General features: G+C 67.1%; 11 protein-coding genes. 2 read left to right on the top strand and 9 right to left on the bottom strand.

What is annotated here, in order from left to right:
- Positions 1-253: 253 nt before the first annotated feature.
- From tuf to ACFYZ4_RS15995, 5 genes are all read right to left on the bottom strand, one after another.
- Entirely contained in the window at positions 254-1,447 is a 1,194-nt protein-coding gene (gene tuf / locus ACFYZ4_RS16015) for an elongation factor Tu (protein ID WP_254387373.1), read from the bottom strand.
- Positions 1,448-1,597: 150 nt separating this feature from the next.
- Positions 1,598-3,727, bottom strand: coding sequence for an elongation factor G (gene fusA, locus ACFYZ4_RS16010; protein WP_351295286.1), 2,130 nt, complete (start codon positions 3,725-3,727; stop codon positions 1,598-1,600).
- Positions 3,728-3,766: 39 nt separating this feature from the next.
- Positions 3,767-4,237: a 30S ribosomal protein S7 gene (rpsG, locus tag ACFYZ4_RS16005; protein WP_007265894.1), complete on the bottom strand. Its 471-nt coding sequence runs from the start codon at positions 4,235-4,237 to the stop codon at positions 3,767-3,769.
- 2 nt (positions 4,238-4,239) lie between these two features.
- The gene (gene rpsL, locus ACFYZ4_RS16000) at positions 4,240-4,611 is read right to left on the bottom strand and encodes a 30S ribosomal protein S12 (protein WP_007265893.1); all 372 of its coding nucleotides are present in this window, start codon (positions 4,609-4,611) and stop codon (positions 4,240-4,242) included.
- A 327-nt stretch (positions 4,612-4,938) separates the two neighbouring features.
- Positions 4,939-5,166, bottom strand: a complete 228-nt coding sequence (locus ACFYZ4_RS15995) for a hypothetical protein (RefSeq protein ID WP_390784167.1) — start codon at positions 5,164-5,166, stop codon at positions 4,939-4,941.
- A gap of 18 nt (positions 5,167-5,184) precedes the next feature.
- On the opposite strand from ACFYZ4_RS15995, the gene ACFYZ4_RS15990 reads away from it, so the two are divergent.
- Complete coding sequence (locus ACFYZ4_RS15990; RefSeq protein ID WP_390784166.1) at positions 5,185-5,382, top strand: hypothetical protein; 198 nt, start codon at positions 5,185-5,187, stop codon at positions 5,380-5,382.
- Between the two features lie 106 nt (positions 5,383-5,488).
- Positions 5,489-7,954 (top strand): YfhO family protein, encoded by a 2,466-nt coding sequence (locus ACFYZ4_RS15985; protein ID WP_390784165.1) that lies wholly within the window; start codon positions 5,489-5,491, stop codon positions 7,952-7,954.
- A 72-nt stretch (positions 7,955-8,026) separates the two neighbouring features.
- On the opposite strand, the gene ACFYZ4_RS15980 is transcribed toward ACFYZ4_RS15985, so the two are convergent.
- The 4 genes from ACFYZ4_RS15980 to rplJ form a co-directional block, all read right to left on the bottom strand.
- Positions 8,027-11,926: a DNA-directed RNA polymerase subunit beta' gene (locus ACFYZ4_RS15980; RefSeq protein WP_351295312.1), complete on the bottom strand. Its 3,900-nt coding sequence runs from the start codon at positions 11,924-11,926 to the stop codon at positions 8,027-8,029.
- A 97-nt stretch (positions 11,927-12,023) separates the two neighbouring features.
- The gene (gene rpoB / locus ACFYZ4_RS15975) at positions 12,024-15,506 is read right to left on the bottom strand and encodes a DNA-directed RNA polymerase subunit beta (RefSeq protein WP_351295314.1); all 3,483 of its coding nucleotides are present in this window, start codon (positions 15,504-15,506) and stop codon (positions 12,024-12,026) included.
- Between the two features lie 586 nt (positions 15,507-16,092).
- The gene (gene rplL, locus ACFYZ4_RS15970; RefSeq protein WP_351295317.1) at positions 16,093-16,473 is read right to left on the bottom strand and encodes a 50S ribosomal protein L7/L12; all 381 of its coding nucleotides are present in this window, start codon (positions 16,471-16,473) and stop codon (positions 16,093-16,095) included.
- A gap of 109 nt (positions 16,474-16,582) precedes the next feature.
- Positions 16,583-17,113, bottom strand: coding sequence for a 50S ribosomal protein L10 (gene rplJ, locus ACFYZ4_RS15965; RefSeq protein WP_030710304.1), 531 nt, complete (start codon positions 17,111-17,113; stop codon positions 16,583-16,585).
- Positions 17,114-17,269: the final 156 nt, after the last annotated feature.

The following is a 17,269-nucleotide window of genomic DNA, read 5'->3' as shown; positions in this document are numbered from 1 at the left end:
AGGCGTGCGCGCCGGGGCGGCGCCCCCCCCCCCCCGCCGGGCTGTAGTACCCCGCCCCCCCCCGGCACACCCCCCCCCCCCCCCCCCCCCGGGCGGCCCCCCCCCCCCGCGGGGGGGCCCCCCTCTCTCGTATCCGGGCCCGCGCGCGGACCCGTAACGCCGAAGGGCCCCGTCCCACCGCCGAGGCGATGGGCCGGGGCCCTTCAGTGCAACTTGGTGCCCGATTCAACGAGCTACCAGGTCAGAACCCGAATTACTTCGTGATCTTGGTGACCTGGCCGGCGCCCACGGTACGACCACCCTCACGGATGGCGAACTTCAGGCCCTCCTCCATGGCGACCGGCTGGATCAGCGCGACCGTCATCTCGGTGTTGTCGCCCGGCATGACCATCTCCGTGCCGGCCGGCAGGGTGACGACACCCGTGACGTCCGTGGTACGGAAGTAGAACTGCGGACGGTAGTTGTTGAAGAAGGGGGTGTGACGGCCACCCTCGTCCTTCGACAGGATGTAGGCCTGGGCCTCGAACTCGGTGTGCGGGGTGACCGAACCGGGCTTGATGATGACCTGGCCGCGCTCGACGTCCTCGCGCTTGATGCCACGGAGGAGCAGACCGACGTTCTCGCCCGCCTGGCCCTCGTCGAGGAGCTTGCGGAACATCTCGATACCGGTGACCGTGGTGGTGGTCTTGGTCTCCTTGATACCGATGATGTCGACGGTCTCGTTGACCTTCAGGACACCACGCTCGATACGGCCGGTGACGACGGTACCGCGACCGGTGATCGTGAAGACGTCCTCGACGGGCATGAGGAACGGCAGGTCGGTGTCACGCGGCGGGGTCGGGATCGCCTCGTCGACGGCAGCCATGAGGCCGAGAAGCTTCTCGCCCCACTCCTTGTCGCCCTCGAGCGCCTTCAGCGCGGAGACGCGGACGACCGGAAGGTCGTCGCCCGGGAACTCGTAGTCGGAGAGGAGCTCGCGAACCTCGAGCTCGACGAGCTCCAGGATCTCCTCGTCGTCCACCATGTCGGCCTTGTTCAGGGCGACGACGATGTAGGGGACGCCGACCTGGCGGGCCAGGAGCACGTGCTCCTTGGTCTGCGGCATCGGGCCGTCGGTGGCGGCGACCACGAGGATCGCGCCGTCCATCTGCGCGGCACCGGTGATCATGTTCTTGATGTAGTCCGCGTGACCCGGGCAGTCGACGTGGGCGTAGTGACGCGCCTCGGTCTGGTACTCGACGTGCGCGATGGAGATGGTGATACCGCGCTGGCGCTCCTCAGGAGCCTTGTCGATCTGGTCGAAGGCCGAGGCCTCGTTCAGGTCCGGGTACGCGTCGTGCAGCACCTTGGTAATGGCGGCCGTGAGGGTCGTCTTACCGTGGTCAATGTGACCGATGGTGCCGATGTTGACGTGCGGCTTAGTCCGCTCGAACTTCGCCTTCGCCACGGGGTCCTCCTGGAGAGTGGTTCTGTACGCCTTACTCATCGGCGCCAGGTGATCTTTGCTGGAAAGCCGGTCCCCTCCGGGGCAACGAGAGTGTTACTCCTGTTGCCCCAGAGGCTCCGGTGACAAGCCTAAAGCGTGTACTCCGAAGAGTTACTCGCCCTTGACCTTCGCGATGATCTCCTCGGCGACGTTCCGGGGAACCTCGGCGTAGGAGTCGAACTGCATCGAGTAGCTGGCGCGACCCGAGGTCTTGCTGCGGAGGTCGCCGACGTAGCCGAACATCTCCGAGAGGGGCACGAGGCCCTTCACGAGGCGCGCTCCGTGACGCTCCTCCATGGCCTGGATCTGGCCACGGCGGGAGTTGATGTCACCGATGACGTCACCCATGGACTCCTCCGGCGTGGTGACCTCTACGGCCATCATCGGCTCGAGGAGCACGGGAGAAGCCTTGCGCGCGGCCTCCTTGAAGGCCTGCGAGCCGGCGATCTTGAACGCGAGCTCGGAGGAGTCGACCTCGTGGTAGCCACCGTCGAGAAGGATGACGCGGACGCCAGTCATCTCGTAGCCGGCGAGGATGCCGAACTTCATGGCTTCCTGCGCACCCGCGTCGACCGAGGGGATGTACTCCCTCGGGATGCGGCCACCGGTGACCTTGTTCACGAACTCGTACGCCGGACCGTCGGCCTCGAGGATCGGCTCGATCGCGATCTGCACCTTGGCGAACTGACCGGTACCACCGGTCTGCTTCTTGTGGGTGTAGTCGTGACGCTCCACCGACTTGCGGATCGTCTCGCGGTACGCGACCTGCGGCTTGCCGACGTTGGCCTCGACCTTGAACTCGCGCTTCATACGGTCGACCAGCACCTCGAGGTGCAGCTCGCCCATACCGCCGAGGATGGTCTGGCCGGTCTCTTCGTCCGAGTGAACGTGGAAGGAGGGGTCCTCCTCCGCGAGAGACTGGATGGCGACACCCAGCTTCTCCTGGTCACCCTTGGACTTGGGCTCGATGGCGACCTGAATGACCGGAGCCGGGAAGTCCATGGACTCCAGGATGACCGGGTTCTTGTCGTCACACAGCGTCTCACCGGTGGTGGTCTGCTTCAGGCCCATGACGGCGACGATGTCGCCGGCGCCCACCGCGTCGATCTCTTCACGCTTGTTGGCGTGCATGCGGTAGATCTTGCCGATGCGCTCCTTCTTGCCCTTGACGGAGTTCAGCACCGCAGTGCCGGCCTCCAGGCGGCCCGAGTAAACCCGGACGAAGGTGAGCTTGCCGAGGTGCGGGTCGCGCATGATCTTGAACGCGAGCGCGGCGAGCGGCTCGTCGTCCGAAGGCTTGCGCTTCACGACGACCTCGGCGTCCCGGACGTCGTGGCCTTCGATGGCCTCGACGTCCAGGGGGGAGGGGAGGTAGCGGACGACGGCGTCGAGCAGGGGCTGAACGCCCTTGTTCTTGAACGCCGTGCCACAGAACACCGCGGTGACGGTGGCGCCACTCTCACCCTTGGAACCGATGATGATGCGACGCACAGCGGCGTGCAGCTGCTCGACGGTGGGCTCGACGCCCTCGAGGAACAGCTCCATGATCTGGTCGTCGTTCTCGGCGACCGTCTCGACCAGCTTGGCGTGCCACTCTTCAGCGGCTTCCTTGTGGCTGTCCGGGATGTCGACGATGTCGTACATCTCGCCCTTGGTCGCCTCGGCGGACCAGACGAACGCCTTCATGGTGACCAGGTCGACAACGCCCTGGAAGTCCATCTCGGCACCGATGGGGAGCTGCATGACGATCGGAACCGCACCGAGGCGGTCCTTGATCATGTCGACACAGCGGTGGAACTCGGCACCGGTACGGTCGAGCTTGTTGACGAAACAGATGCGCGGCACGCGGTAGCGGTCCGCCTGACGCCAAACAGTCTCGGACTGCGGCTCCACACCGGCGACACCGTCGAACACGGTGACGGCACCGTCGAGGACGCGGAGCGAACGCTCCACCTCGACCGTGAAGTCAACGTGACCCGGGGTGTCGATGATGTTGATGGTGTGGTCGACGTCCTCGAGCGGCCAGTGGCAGGTCGTCGCGGCGGACGTGATCGTGATGCCGCGCTCCTGCTCCTGCTCCATCCAGTCCATCGTGGCAGCGCCGTCGTGGACTTCACCGATCTTGTAAGACACACCGGTGTAGAACAGGATGCGCTCGGTGGTGGTCGTCTTGCCCGCGTCGATGTGAGCCATGATGCCGATGTTGCGCACCTTGGCCAGGTCAAGCGAAGTGGTAGCCATATCGGCTCAGTCTTCTCTCGGTCTCGATGTGGGTTGGGACTACCAGCGGTAGTGCGCGAAGGCCTTGTTGGACTCGGCCATCTTGTGGGTGTCCTCGCGCTTCTTGACGGCAGCGCCAAGACCGTTGGAGGCGTCGAGCAGCTCGTTCATGAGGCGCTCGGTCATGGTCTTCTCACGACGGGCGCGGGAGTAACCCACGAGCCAGCGGAGGGCCAGGGTCGACTGGCGACCCGGCTTGACCTCGACGGGGACCTGGTAGGTCGCGCCACCGACACGGCGGGACTTGACCTCGAGGGACGGCTTGACGTTCTCCAGCGCGCGCTTCAGCGTGATGACCGGGTCGTTGCCGGTCTTCTCGCGGAGGCCTTCCATGGCGCCGTAAACGATGCGCTCGGCGGTGGAGCGCTTGCCGTTCAGGAGGATCTTGTTGATGAGCGACGTCACCAGAGGAGATGCGTAGACCGGGTCGATGATGACCGGGCGCTTCGGGGCGGGGCCCTTACGAGGCATTCTTACTTCTCCTTCTTGGCGCCGTAGCGGCTGCGGGCCTGCTTGCGGTTCTTGACAGCCTGGGTGTCAAGCGCACCGCGGATGATCTTGTAACGAACACCCGGCAGGTCCTTCACACGGCCACCACGCACGAGCACGATCGAGTGCTCCTGCAGGTTGTGTCCCTCACCCGGAATGTAAGCGGTGACCTCGATGCCAGAGGTCAGACGCACACGCGCGACCTTGCGCAGCGCCGAGTTCGGCTTCTTCGGGGTGGTCGTGAACACACGCGTGCAGACGCCGCGACGCTGGGGCGAAGCCTCAAGCGCGGGGGTCTTTGTCTTCTCGACCTTGTCCTGCCGGCCCTTACGGACCAGCTGCTGGATCGTAGGCACTACTTCTCCGGTTTCTGTGTGCCGTGTAGTGAAACTAACCTGGAACTCCCCCGACCCACGCGGTCGGGTGTGTCGAACACTGCACGCTCTCACCGAGGTGAGGCAGGCGCAGATTGCGGTGTGTTCTTCTGGACTCTCCGCGGGGTCTTATGCACACGCGGGAGCCAGGGCACACCCCAGGCACAAGGTCAGAGCGTACCTACCTCACAGAGGTAGGTCAAAACAAATGCCCAGCACGAAAACCGACTGCGCGCAAGCGGGGCGCGTCGGCCTTCTGCCGGAACCCGGGCCGCACAAGGGCCCTGCCCGATACCACCAGGTCCGGGGTCAGTCGCGCGCGCGACGGCGGGCCTCGGCGACGGCGGGCGCCTCGCCGTCGGCCCCGTCCGGCTCCAGGAACTGGCTGACCACCTTGACGAAGACCGCGCGGCGGGCCTCGGGGACGCCCAGCCACTGGGCGAAGTCCTCGATGGTGGGCTGCCGGCCGCCCGGGGCCGGCTCCGGGGAGGCCAGCGGGAGCTCTTCCGGGGCGACCCGGCCGGAGCGGATCAGCATGTCGCGCTGCGCGGCACCATGGAGGCCGGCTTCGCCCGCGTCGACGGTTCACTCGCACTGCTGGTGCAGCGCAGTGACCAGACGGACGCGCGCCTCGCCGACCACGAGGCCCGGCTGGACTCCCTGGAGCGCGCCCGCTGGCCCCTGGCCAGCGTGACCGCGCTCGCGGCCGTCTCCGCCGTCGCCGTCACGGCCTGGCAGATCACCGGCCAGTAGGCGCTCCCGCCGGGGCACGGGGCGGCCCGTCCTGCGGGCCGCCCCACCCCGGCGACCTAAACTGGCCGCTTGCCGTCGAGCAGCAGGGAGCAGGACATTGGGGACCGTGGCACCGGAGCAGACCGCAGTCGGCGCTCCTCCCCCCGACCCCGTCCCCGGTCCGGCCCGGCGGCCGCGCCGTCGGGCCGCCCGCCTCTACGGGCCCCTGCTCGCCTTCCTCGTCACCTCGGCCGCCTTCTGCGCGGCCTGGGTGGTGCGCGGCACCTTCCCCTTCGGCAACACCGGCCGCGCCCTCAACGACCAGGCCAACCAGTACGTGCCCTTCCACCGGGCGCTGTGGGACCTGGTCCACGGGCAGGCCGCCGGCGACCTGCTCTTCACCTGGCGCGGCGGCTTCGGCCAGCAGTTCCTGTCCGACTACTACACGTACCTCGGCAACCCCTTCTCCTGGCTGGCCGTCCTCGTCCCGCGCGCCCACGTCGACCTGGCCGTCTTCGCGATCACCCCGCTCACGATGGGCGCCGCCGCGGCCGTGATGACGGTGTACCTCGGCAAGCTGCACCCCGGCCCGTGGTGGCAGCGGGGCGTGCTCGGAGCCACGTACGGCCTGTGCGGCTGGGCGCTCAGCGACGCCTCGTACATCCCGATGTGGCTGTGGGGCCTGGTCGCCCTCCCGATGCTCGGCATCGCCGTCGAGTGGTGTCTCGAGGAGCGCCGCTGGCCGGGCGTGGCCCTGCTGGTCGCCCTCGCCTGGTTCGGGAACTTCTACACCGCGATGATGGCCACGATGGCCGCCTGCGTCCTGCTGGCCATCCGCCTGATCACCCATGACATGACCGGCCGGCAGCGGCTGCGCGCCGTGTGGCGGGCCGCGACGGCCGCCGGGACCGGGATCCTGCTCACGCTCCCGCTGCTCCTGCCGTCGTTCCTGTCCAGCGGAGCCGCGCAGCCCACCAAGGCCGCCGCCTTCGACCCCGTACGCATCGAGGTCTTCCTCGCGGGCATGCTCCCCGCCACCCACCTGTGGGGCGGCCGGCCGCGGCTGTACGTGGCCTCGCTGGGCCTGATCCTGGCAGGAAGCTTCCTCCTCAACACCCGGGTCGCGCAGCGGACCCGCCTGGTGTGGGCGGCGGCGACCCTGCTCGTGCTCGCCTCCTTCCAGTTCCCGCCGACGCAGTTCGTCTGGCACGGGCTGGCGGTGCCGAACGGCAACCCGTACCGCGAGACCTTCGTCTTCAGCGGCATGGTGGTGATCGTCGCCTGGCTGGCGCTGGCGAACCGGCCGCGCCCCCTCCACCTGGCCCTGGTCGCCGCCCTGCTCGTCGCGGCCACCTTCGTCCTGCGCCACACCGACGACTTCGGCGGCTGGACCTGGCCCGCGGTGCTCGGCGGCGGCGCGGTCTCGCTGCTCGCGCTCCTCCTGCTCTCCCTCGGCGAGAACCGGCGCTTCCTGATCCCGGTGGCGGCGGCCCTGATGATCGGCGTGGTCTTCGCGGAGTCCACCGTCGCCGCGGTGAACGCCGATTCCCGCCGGGCCCGCGAGCGCTGGGCCAAGCCGATCGCCACCTCGAACCGGACGATCACCGGCCACTTCGACACGGTCCGCGGCGTGGCCGGCTGGCCCGCGTACCGCACCGACTCGGGCGCACCGCAGACCGCGTACAACGACGCCCTCGCCCTGCGCGCGGAGGGCCCGCAGTACTACAGCAGCTACCTGCCGGAGGCCACGTACCAGGCCCTCGAACCCCTCGGCTACGGCTTCAAGAACGACGGCCGGACCTTCTTCGGGGCCGACAACCCGGTGCTCGACGCGATCTTCTCGATCGGCGCGCGGGTCCGCCCTGGCTCCGCCCCGGGCACCTGGACGGCCTCGAAGTTCCCCGCGCCCCCGCTCGTCACCGTCCGCACCGGCCCCTACGCCTCCCCCAACCCGGCCGACAGCGTCTACGCCCGCCAGGAGAACGTCCTGGGCGCGACCGTCTACCAGGTCCCGCAGGTCACCCGGGCGGGGAGCGCCACCGAGCAGACGTACGCCGCCCAGTGCACCCCCGGGTCCGAGGCCTACTGGTTCTCCCCCGCCCTCTACGGAACCCTCGAAACCGGCGGCGCCCAGCACCGGCTGGAGGACGAGATGACGGGAGTCGTCCCGCTCGGCCCGGTCCCCGCCTCCGGCCGGATCGAGGCGACGGTGCGGACGCAGACCAAGGACGCCACCGCCGGCGAGCACCCGCTGGGCTGCCTGAACCGCGCGGACCTCGACACCGCGGTCCGCCACCTCACCGACACGGGCGCCACCAAGGTCACCACGGGCGGCCACTCCATCGAGGCCACCCTCCCCCAGGGCGCCACCGGCACGGCGGTCCTGGCCCTGACCGACGTCCCGGGCTGGAAGTGCTCCGCCCCGGCCAAGAGCTTCCACGGCCTGCTCGCCGTGGACCTCCCCCCGGGCACCCGCAAGCTCTCCTGCACCTTCACCCCCAAGGGCCTCACCCCAGGCCTCGCAGCCGGCACCCTCGGCCTGATGATCCTCCTCGGCGTCACCGCCACCCCCCTCCGCCGCCGCCGCGCCTGAGCCCGTACCCGGAAACGAGGAAACCCCCCGCCGCTCCTCTCGGAGCGACGGGGGGTTTCTTCATACGAGCTGTCAGCCGTTGTACGGGCCGTAGTCGTAGTCCTCCAGCGGGACAGCCTGGCCGGAGCCGGTGCCGAAGGGCGAGTAGTCGATGTCGTCGTAACCGACGGCCGAGTACATCGCGGCCTTGGCTTCCTCGGTGGGCTCGACCCGGATGTTGCGGTAGCGGGCGAGGCCCGTACCGGCCGGGATGAGCTTACCGATGATGACGTTCTCCTTGAGGCCGATGAGGCTGTCGGACTTGGCGTTGATCGCCGCATCCGTCAGGACTCGGGTCGTCTCCTGGAAGGAGGCGGCCGACAGCCAGGATTCCGTCGCCAGCGAGGCCTTGGTGATACCCATCAGCTGCGGACGGCCGGAGGCGGGGTGACCGCCCTCGGTGACCACACGACGGTTCTCGGTCTCGAACTTCGACCGCTCGACCAGCTCGCCCGGCAGGAGCTCCGCGTCGCCGGACTCGATGATCGTCACGCGGCGCAGCATCTGCCGGATGATGATCTCGATGTGCTTGTCGTGGATCGACACGCCCTGCGAGTTGTAGACCTTCTGGACTTCGCCGACCAGGTGGACCTGGACGGCACGCTGGCCGAGGATGCGCAGCACGTCGTGCGGGTTGGTGGCACCCATGGTGAGCTTCTGGCCCACCTCGACGTGGTCGCCCTCGTGCACGATGACCTTGGCGCGCTTCGAGATCGGGAACGCCGTCTCTTCGCTGCCGTCGTCGGGCGTGATGACGATCTTCTTCGTCTTCTCGGTCTCCTCGATCCGCACGCGGCCGGCGGCCTCGGAGATCGGGGCGACACCCTTCGGGGTACGGGCCTCGAAGAGCTCGACGACACGCGGCAGACCCTGCGTGATGTCGTCACCGGCCACACCACCGGTGTGGAAGGTACGCATCGTCAGCTGGGTACCGGGCTCACCGATGGACTGGGCGGCGATGATGCCGACCGCCTCACCGATGTCGACCAGCTTGCCGGTGGCGAGCGAGCGTCCGTAGCAGAAGGCACAGGTGCCGACCGCGGACTCGCAGGTCAGGACCGAGCGGGTCTTGACCTCCTCGACGCCGTTGGCGACCAGGGCGTCGATGAGCACGTCACCGAGGTCGACGTTGGCCGGCGCGATGACCTTGCCGTCGATGACGACGTCCTCGGCCAGCATGCGGGCGTAGATCGAGGTCTCGACGTCGTCGGCCTTGCGCAGCACGCCGTCCTCGCCGCGAACGGCGATCTTCAGCTTCAGGCCGCGCTCGGTGCCGCAGTCCTCCTCGCGGATGATCACGTCCTGCGAGACGTCCACCAGACGACGGGTCAGGTAACCCGAGTCGGCGGTACGCAGGGCGGTGTCCGCCAGACCCTTACGGGCACCGTGCGTGGAGATGAAGTACTCCAGAACGGTGAGGCCCTCACGGAAGGACGCCTTGATCGGACGCGGGATGGTCTCGTTCTTCGCGTTCGACACCAGACCACGCATACCGGCGATCTGTCGCATCTGCATCATGTTTCCTCGGGCACCCGAGTCAACCATCATGAAGATGGGGTTCGTCTTGGGGAAGTTCGCGTTCATCGCCTCGGCAACCTCGTTGGTCGCCTTGGTCCAGATCGCGATGAGCTCCTGCGTGCGCTCGTCCTTGGTGATCAGACCGCGCTCGTACTGCTTCTGGACCTTCTCGTCCTGCGCCTCGTAGCCCGCGACGATGGCCTTCTTGGCCTCGGGCACGACGACGTCGGAGATGGCCACGGTGACGCCCGAACGGGTCGCCCAGTGGAAGCCGGCCGCCTTCAGGTTGTCGAGCGTCGCCGCCACGATGACCTTGGGGTAGCGCTCCGCCAGGTCGTTGACGATCTCGGAGAGCTGCTTCTTGCCCACCGAGTAGTCGACGAACGGGTAGTCCTCGGGCAGCAGCTCGTTGAAGAGCGCGCGGCCCAGGGTGGTGCGCAGACGGAAGCTGTCGCCCGGCTGGAACTCCTGCTCGCCCTCCTCGGCGACCGGCGCCACCCAGCCGCGCGGCGGGATGGTGCCCACCGGGAAGCGGATGTCGACGGACGACTGGAGCGCCAGCTCGCCGTTGTCGAACGCCATGGTCGCCTCGGCCGTGGAGCCGAACGCGCGGCCCTCGCCCTTGGTGTCACGGAGCTCACCGTCGGTGGTCAGGAAGAACAGACCGAGGACCATGTCCTGGGTCGGCATCGTGACCGGACGGCCGTCGGCCGGCTTGAGGATGTTGTTCGAGGACAGCATCAGGATGCGGGCCTCGGCCTGCGCCTCCGCGGAGAGCGGCAGGTGCACGGCCATCTGGTCACCGTCGAAGTCCGCGTTGAACGCGGTGCAGACGAGCGGGTGGATCTGGATGGCCTTGCCTTCGACCAGCTGGGGCTCGAAGGCCTGGATGCCGAGGCGGTGCAGCGTGGGCGCACGGTTCAGGAGGACCGGGTGCTCGGCGATGACCTCTTCGAGCACGTCGTACACGACCGTGCGGCCGCGCTCGACCATGCGCTTCGCCGACTTGATGTTCTGCGCGTGGTTCAGGTCGACCAGGCGCTTCATCACGAACGGCTTGAAGAGCTCCAGCGCCATGGCCTTGGGCAGACCACACTGGTGCAGCTTCAGCTGGGGACCGACGACGATCACGGAACGCGCGGAGTAGTCCACGCGCTTGCCGAGAAGGTTCTGACGGAATCGACCCTGCTTGCCCTTCAGCATGTCGCTGAGGGACTTCAGGGGACGGTTGCCGGGTCCGGTCACCGGACGACCACGACGACCGTTGTCGAAGAGGGCGTCGACGGCCTCCTGGAGCATGCGCTTCTCGTTGTTCACGATGATCTCGGGGGCACCGAGGTCGAGAAGGCGCTTCAGGCGGTTGTTGCGGTTGATCACGCGGCGGTACAGGTCGTTCAGGTCGGAGGTCGCGAAGCGGCCACCGTCCAGCTGCACCATCGGACGCAGGTCCGGCGGGATCACCGGCACGCAGTCCAGAACCATGCCCTTGGGCTTGTTGCTGGTCTGCAGGAACGCGGAGACGACCTTGAGGCGCTTGAGCGCACGGGTCTTCTTCTGGCCCTTGCCGGTACGGATGATCTCGCGGAGGCGCTCGGCCTCCTCCTCGAGGTCGAAGGACTCCAGGCGCTTCTGCAGCGCGGCGGCGCCCATGCAGCCGTCGAAGTACGTGCCGAAGCGGTCACGCAGCTCGCGGTAGAGCAGCTCGTCGCCCTCGAGGTCCTGGACCTTGAGGTTCTTGAAGCGGGCCCACACCTCGTCGAGGCGGTCGATCTCGCGCTGGGCGCGGTCACGGAGCTGCTTCATCTCGCGCTCGGCGCCTTCGCGCACCTTGCGGCGTACGTCGGCCTTCGCGCCCTCGGCCTCCAGCTCGCCCAGGTCGGTCTCGAGCTTCTTGGCACGGCCTTCGAGGTCCGCGTCACGGCGGTTCTCGATCTGCTGGCGCTCGACGGAGACGTGCGCCTCCAGCGACGGGAGGTCGCGGGTGCGACGCTCGTCGTCGACGAACGTGATCATGTACGCGGCGAAGTAGATGACCTTCTCGAGGTCCTTCGGCGCGAGGTCCAGCAGGTATCCGAGGCGCGACGGGACGCCCTTGAAGTACCAGATGTGGGTGACGGGAGCGGCAAGCTCGATGTGACCCATCCGCTCACGGCGCACCTTGGCGCGCGTGACCTCGACGCCACAACGCTCACAGATGATGCCCTTGAAGCGGACACGCTTGTACTTGCCGCAGTAGCACTCCCAGTCCCGGGTCGGACCGAAGATCTTCTCGCAGAAGAGTCCGTCCTTCTCGGGCTTGAGGGTGCGGTAGTTGATGGTCTCCGGCTTCTTGACCTCGCCGTGCGACCAGGTTCGGATGTCGTCCGCGGTGGCAAGGCCGATCCGCAGCTCGTCGAAGAAGTTGACGTCGAGCACTGTGCGTCAATCCCTCTTTCGGGGTCGAGTCTCAATCATGGTCTGAACGGTCCCGGGGATGACGGGGGGCTCTTGAGCGAGCCCCCCGTCAGGCCCGTCAGACCTCTTCGACGCTGCTCGGCTCGCGCCGGGACAGGTCGATACCGAGCTCCTCCGCCGCGCGGAAGACGTCCTCGTCGGTGTCGCGCATCTCGATGGACATGCCGTCCGAGGACAGCACCTCCACGTTGAGGCAGAGCGACTGCATTTCCTTGATGAGCACCTTGAAGGACTCGGGAATGCCCGGCTCGGGGATGTTCTCGCCCTTGACGATGGCCTCGTAGACCTTCACGCGGCCGGTGACGTCGTCGGACTTGATGGTCAGCAGCTCCTGGAGGGCGTAAGCGGCGCCATAAGCCTCGAGCGCCCACACCTCCATCTCACCGAAGCGCTGGCCACCGAACTGAGCCTTACCACCCAGCGGCTGCTGCGTGATCATGGAGTACGGACCGGTCGACCGCGCGTGGAGCTTGTCGTCGACCAGGTGGTGGAGCTTGAGGATGTACATGTACCCGATCGAGATCGGGTCCGGGAACGGCTCACCGGAGCGGCCGTCGAACAGACGCGCCTTGCCGGACGGGAGGACCAGGCGGTCGCCGTCACGGTTCGGGATGGTGTGCTCGAACAGGCCCGCGAGCTCGTCCTCACGCGCACCGTCGAACACCGGGGTGGCGACGTTGGTACCCGGCGCGACCTTGTCGGCGCCGATGACCTTCAGCCGCTCGGCCCATTCCTCGCCGAGCCCGGAGACGTCCCAGCCGCGGCTGGCGAGCCAGCCGAGGTGGATCTCCAGGACCTGTCCCGGGTTCATTCGGGACGGGACACCCAGCGGGTTCAGGATGATGTCGACCGGCGTGCCGTCCTCAAGGAAGGGCATGTCCTCGATCGGAAGGATCTTGGAGATGACACCCTTGTTGCCGTGGCGGCCGGCGAGCTTGTCACCGTCGGTGATCTTGCGCTTCTGGGCGACGTAGACGCGGACCAGCTGGTTCACGCCCGGAGGAAGCTCGTCGCCCTCCTCGCGGTCGAAGACGCGGACACCGATGACCTTGCCGATCTCACCGTGAGGGACCTTGAGCGAGGTGTCACGCACCTCGCGGGCCTTCTCACCGAAGATCGCGCGGAGCAGGCGCTCCTCCGGGGTCAGCTCGGTCTCGCCCTTGGGCGTGACCTTGCCGACCAGGATGTCGCCGGCGACGACGTCCGCACCGATGCGGATGATGCCGCGCTCGTCGAGGTCCGCGAGGACCTCCTCGGAGACGTTCGGGATGTCCCGGGTGATCTCCTCGGGGCCGAGCTTGGTGTCACGGGCGTCGACCTCGTGCTCCTCGATGTGGATCGAGGAGAGGACGTCGTCCTGCACGAGGCGCTGCGACAGGATGATCGCGTCCTCGTAGTTGTGACCTTCCCACGGCATGAACGCGACGAGCAGGTTCTTGCCGAGGGCCATTTCGCCCTCTTCGGTCGCGGGACCGTCGGCGAGGACCTGGGACTCGATGATCCGGTCACCCTCGTTGACGATGACCTTCTGGTTGACCGAGGTGCCCTGGTTCGAGCGGGAGAACTTGGCGACGCGGTACGTGGTGTACGTGCCGTCGTCGTTGGCGACGGTGATGTAGTCGGCCGAGACCTCCTGGACGACACCGTCCTTCTCCGCACGGATCGAGTCACCGGCGTCGACCGCACAGCGGTACTCCATGCCGGTGCCGACGAGCGGGGCCTCCGCCTTGATGAGCGGAACGGCCTGGCGCATCATGTTCGCGCCCATGAGGGCACGGTTGGCGTCGTCGTGCTCCAGGAAGGGGATCATCGCGGTCGCGACGGACACCATCTGGCGCGGGGAGACGTCCATGTAGTCGACGTCGTCGCCGGCGATGTAGTCGATCTCGCCGCCACGACGGCGCACCAGCACGCGGTTCTCGGTGAAGCGCATGTCCTCGGACAGGCCGGCGTTGGCCTGGGCGATGACGAAGCGGTCTTCCTCGTCGGCCGTCAGGTAGTCGACGTCGTCGGTGACGACGCCGTCGATGACCTTGCGGTACGGGGTCTCCACGAAGCCGAACGCGTTGACGCGGCCGTAGGAGGCGAGCGAGCCGATCAGACCGATGTTCGGGCCTTCAGGGGTCTCGATCGGGCACATGCGGCCGTAGTGCGACGGGTGAACGTCACGGACCTCGAAGCCGGCCCGCTCACGGGACAGACCGCCGGGGCCCAGCGCCGACAGGCGGCGCTTGTGGGTCAGGCCCGAGAGCGGGTTGTTCTGGTCCATGAACTGCGACAGCTGGCTGGTGCCGAAGAACTCCTTGATGGAGGCGACGACCGGCCGGATGTTGATCAGGGTCTGCGGCGTGATGGCCTCGACGTCCTGCGTGGTCATGCGCTCGCGGACGACGCGCTCCATACGAGCCAGACCCGTGCGGACCTGGTTCTGGATGAGCTCGCCGACGTTGCGCAGACGACGGTTGCCGAAGTGGTCGATGTCATCGGTCTCGACCACGATCGAACGGCCGGACTCGCCGGTCGTCTCGGTCTCGCCGGCGTGCAGCTTGACCAGGTACTTGATCGTCGCGATGACGTCGTCGGTGGTGAGCACACCGGCGTCGAGCGGCTCGTCGGCGCCGAGCTTCTTGTTCACCTTGTAGCGGCCGACCTTGGCGAGGTCGTAGCGCTTCGGGTTGAAGTAGAGGTTCTCGAGCAGCGTCTGAGCGGCCTCGCGGGTCGGCGGCTCGCCCGGGCGCAGCTTGCGGTAGATGTCGAGCAGCGCGTCGTCCTGACCCTGGGTGTGGTCCTTCTCCAGGGTGGCGCGCATGGACTCGTACTGGCCGAACTCCTCGAGGATCTGCTCGGTGGTCCAGCCGAGAGCCTTCAGGAGGACGGTGACGGACTGCTTGCGCTTGCGGTCGATGCGTACACCGACCATGTCGCGCTTGTCGATCTCCATCTCCAGCCAGGCACCCCGGGACGGGATGATCTTGGCGGAGAAGATGTCCTTGTCGGACGTCTTGTCGATGGAGGAGTCGAAGTAGACACCAGGGGAGCGGACAAGCTGCGACACGACGACACGCTCGGTGCCGTTGATGACGAAGGTGCCCTTGTTGGTCATGAGCGGGAAATCGCCCATGAAGACCGTCTGAGACTTGATCTCTCCGGTCTCGTTGTTCGTGAACTCGGCCGTGACGAACAGCGGAGCCGCGTACGTGAAGTCGCGCTCCTTGCACTCGTCGACAGAGTTCTTCGCCGGCTCGAAACGGTGGTCGCGGAAGGTCAGCGACATCGACCCGGAGAAGTCCTCGATCGGCGAGATCTCCTCGAAGATCTCTTCCAGACCGGACTTGGTGGGGACGTCCTGTCCACTCTCAAGCGCCGACTCGACGCGAGACTTCCAGGCAGCATTGCCGAGAAGCCAGTCAAAGCTCTCGGTCTGCAGCGCCAGGAGGTTCGGAACCTCGAGGGGCTCCTTGATCTTTGCAAAGGAGATGCGCAGCGGGGCGGTGCTGGCACCGTTGTTCGTATTGGTCGAGGCGTTGCGCGAGGCGGCCAAGAGGGGGTCCTTCCGAGGGCTCGGACTCACTACGCGCGTACCGGTCCCAGCAGACACAGAAGACAAGCCCCCCAAATCCAGCTGAAAAGCCAGGTCAGGGCGGATCAATCAAGTGTGCTCAAGCGTGGGCATGTCCCTGGCGACGGGCAGGGGACAGCTAACAGGCAGCGCAAAGGGTCAGTGTAGCCACTTGGCTCACTGATGTCCAGACCAGGTTTCCGGAAACCGGCAACAGGCCTTCCCCAACTCGTTCCACCAACGCAGTGTTCATCCGACCCTGCGTCCAACGCGTGCGGCTCTCGTACACAGAGCGCGTATCAGTACTGCCCTCTTCGTAGTCGATCCATGCCTCAGATCTCGGATCGAGGTGGTCGACCTCTCGACGGGTCTGAGAATTGCGCGCCGCGTCCCGTTCGTCAAGGCCCCCTGCTCCGAGCGGATCATCTTCGGACCCTGCTCCGGAGCAACGATGATCACCCTACTCCCCAACGAGACCAGGGCAAGTCAGGCACTGCGGGTACGCCAAAGGGCGACCACCCTTACGGGTGATCGCCCTTGGATGAGGCCCTGGAGGGCCTCAGAGGTGTTACTTGACCTCGACAGCCGCGCCGGCAGCCTTGAGGGACTCGGCGGCCTTGTCAGCGGCCTCCTTGGCGACCTTCTCGAGGACCGGCTTCGGAGCGCCGTCCACGAGGTCCTTGGCCTCCTTCAGACCCAGGGAGGTCAGCTCACGCACGACCTTGATGACCTGGATCTTCTTGTCGCCGGCACCGGTGAGGATGACGTCGAACTCGTCCTGCTCCTCGGGGGCGTCGGCAACCGGGCCACCGGCGGCCGGGGCAGCGGCGACGGCCGCGGCGGCGGTGACGTCGAACTTGTCCTCGAACGCCTTCACGAACTCAGAGAGCTCGATGAGGGTCATCTCCTCGAACTGGGCGAGGAGGTCGTCCTGAGAGAGCTTCGCCATGATGGGCGATCCTTCCACTATTCGGCAGGTGCCGGATGTATATAGAGGCGGGCGTAACGGCCCGCTACGACCCACGCACTAGGCGGCGTGGATCAGTGCGCGAGCCGAATTACTCGGCACCGCCCTGCTCGGCGAGCTTGACGCGAAGCGCTTCCGCGGTGCGGACGAACTTCGACGGCAGCGCCTGGAAGAGCGAGGCAGCCTGAGACTGCTTGCCCTTGAACGCGCCGGCCAGCTTGCTGAGCAGAACCTCGCGGGACTCGAGGTCCGCAAGCTTCTTGATCTCATCGGCGGTGAGCGCCTTGCCATCAAGGACACCCGCCTTGATGATGAGATTCGGGTTGTCCTTGGCGAAGTCACGCAGGCTCTTCGCCGACTCCACCGGGTCACCGGTGATGAAGGCGACCGCGGTCGGACCAGCGAAGTGCTCGTCCAGCGCGGTGATCCCGGCCTGGTTGGCCGCAATCTTGGTCAGCGTGTTCTTCACCACGGCGTACTGGGCGTTCTCACCGAGCGAACGACGCAGCGTCTTGAGCTGCGCGACGGTGAGACCCCGGTACTCGGTCAGCACGGCGGCGTTCGAGCTCTGGAACTGGTCCGTGAGCTCGGCTACCGCGGCAGCCTTGTCGGGCCTTGCCATAGAGCGTCGGCCTCCTTCCGGGTGATGAGGACCGCTCAGAAGGGGCTGAACAAAACGAAACGCCCCGGCGCAAGCGCACGGGGCTGAAGCTCGACCGGATCACTCCGGGAGCTTTTCCACGAACACCTGCGCAGGACGTCCGCACTCAGCGGATCC

The organism is Streptomyces sp. NPDC001513 (assembly GCF_042894695.1).
Classification (GTDB): Bacteria; Actinomycetota; Actinomycetes; order Streptomycetales; family Streptomycetaceae; genus Streptomyces.
Note: the sequence above shows the minus strand (reverse complement) of the source record. Positions and strands in the feature narration are given on the sequence as shown.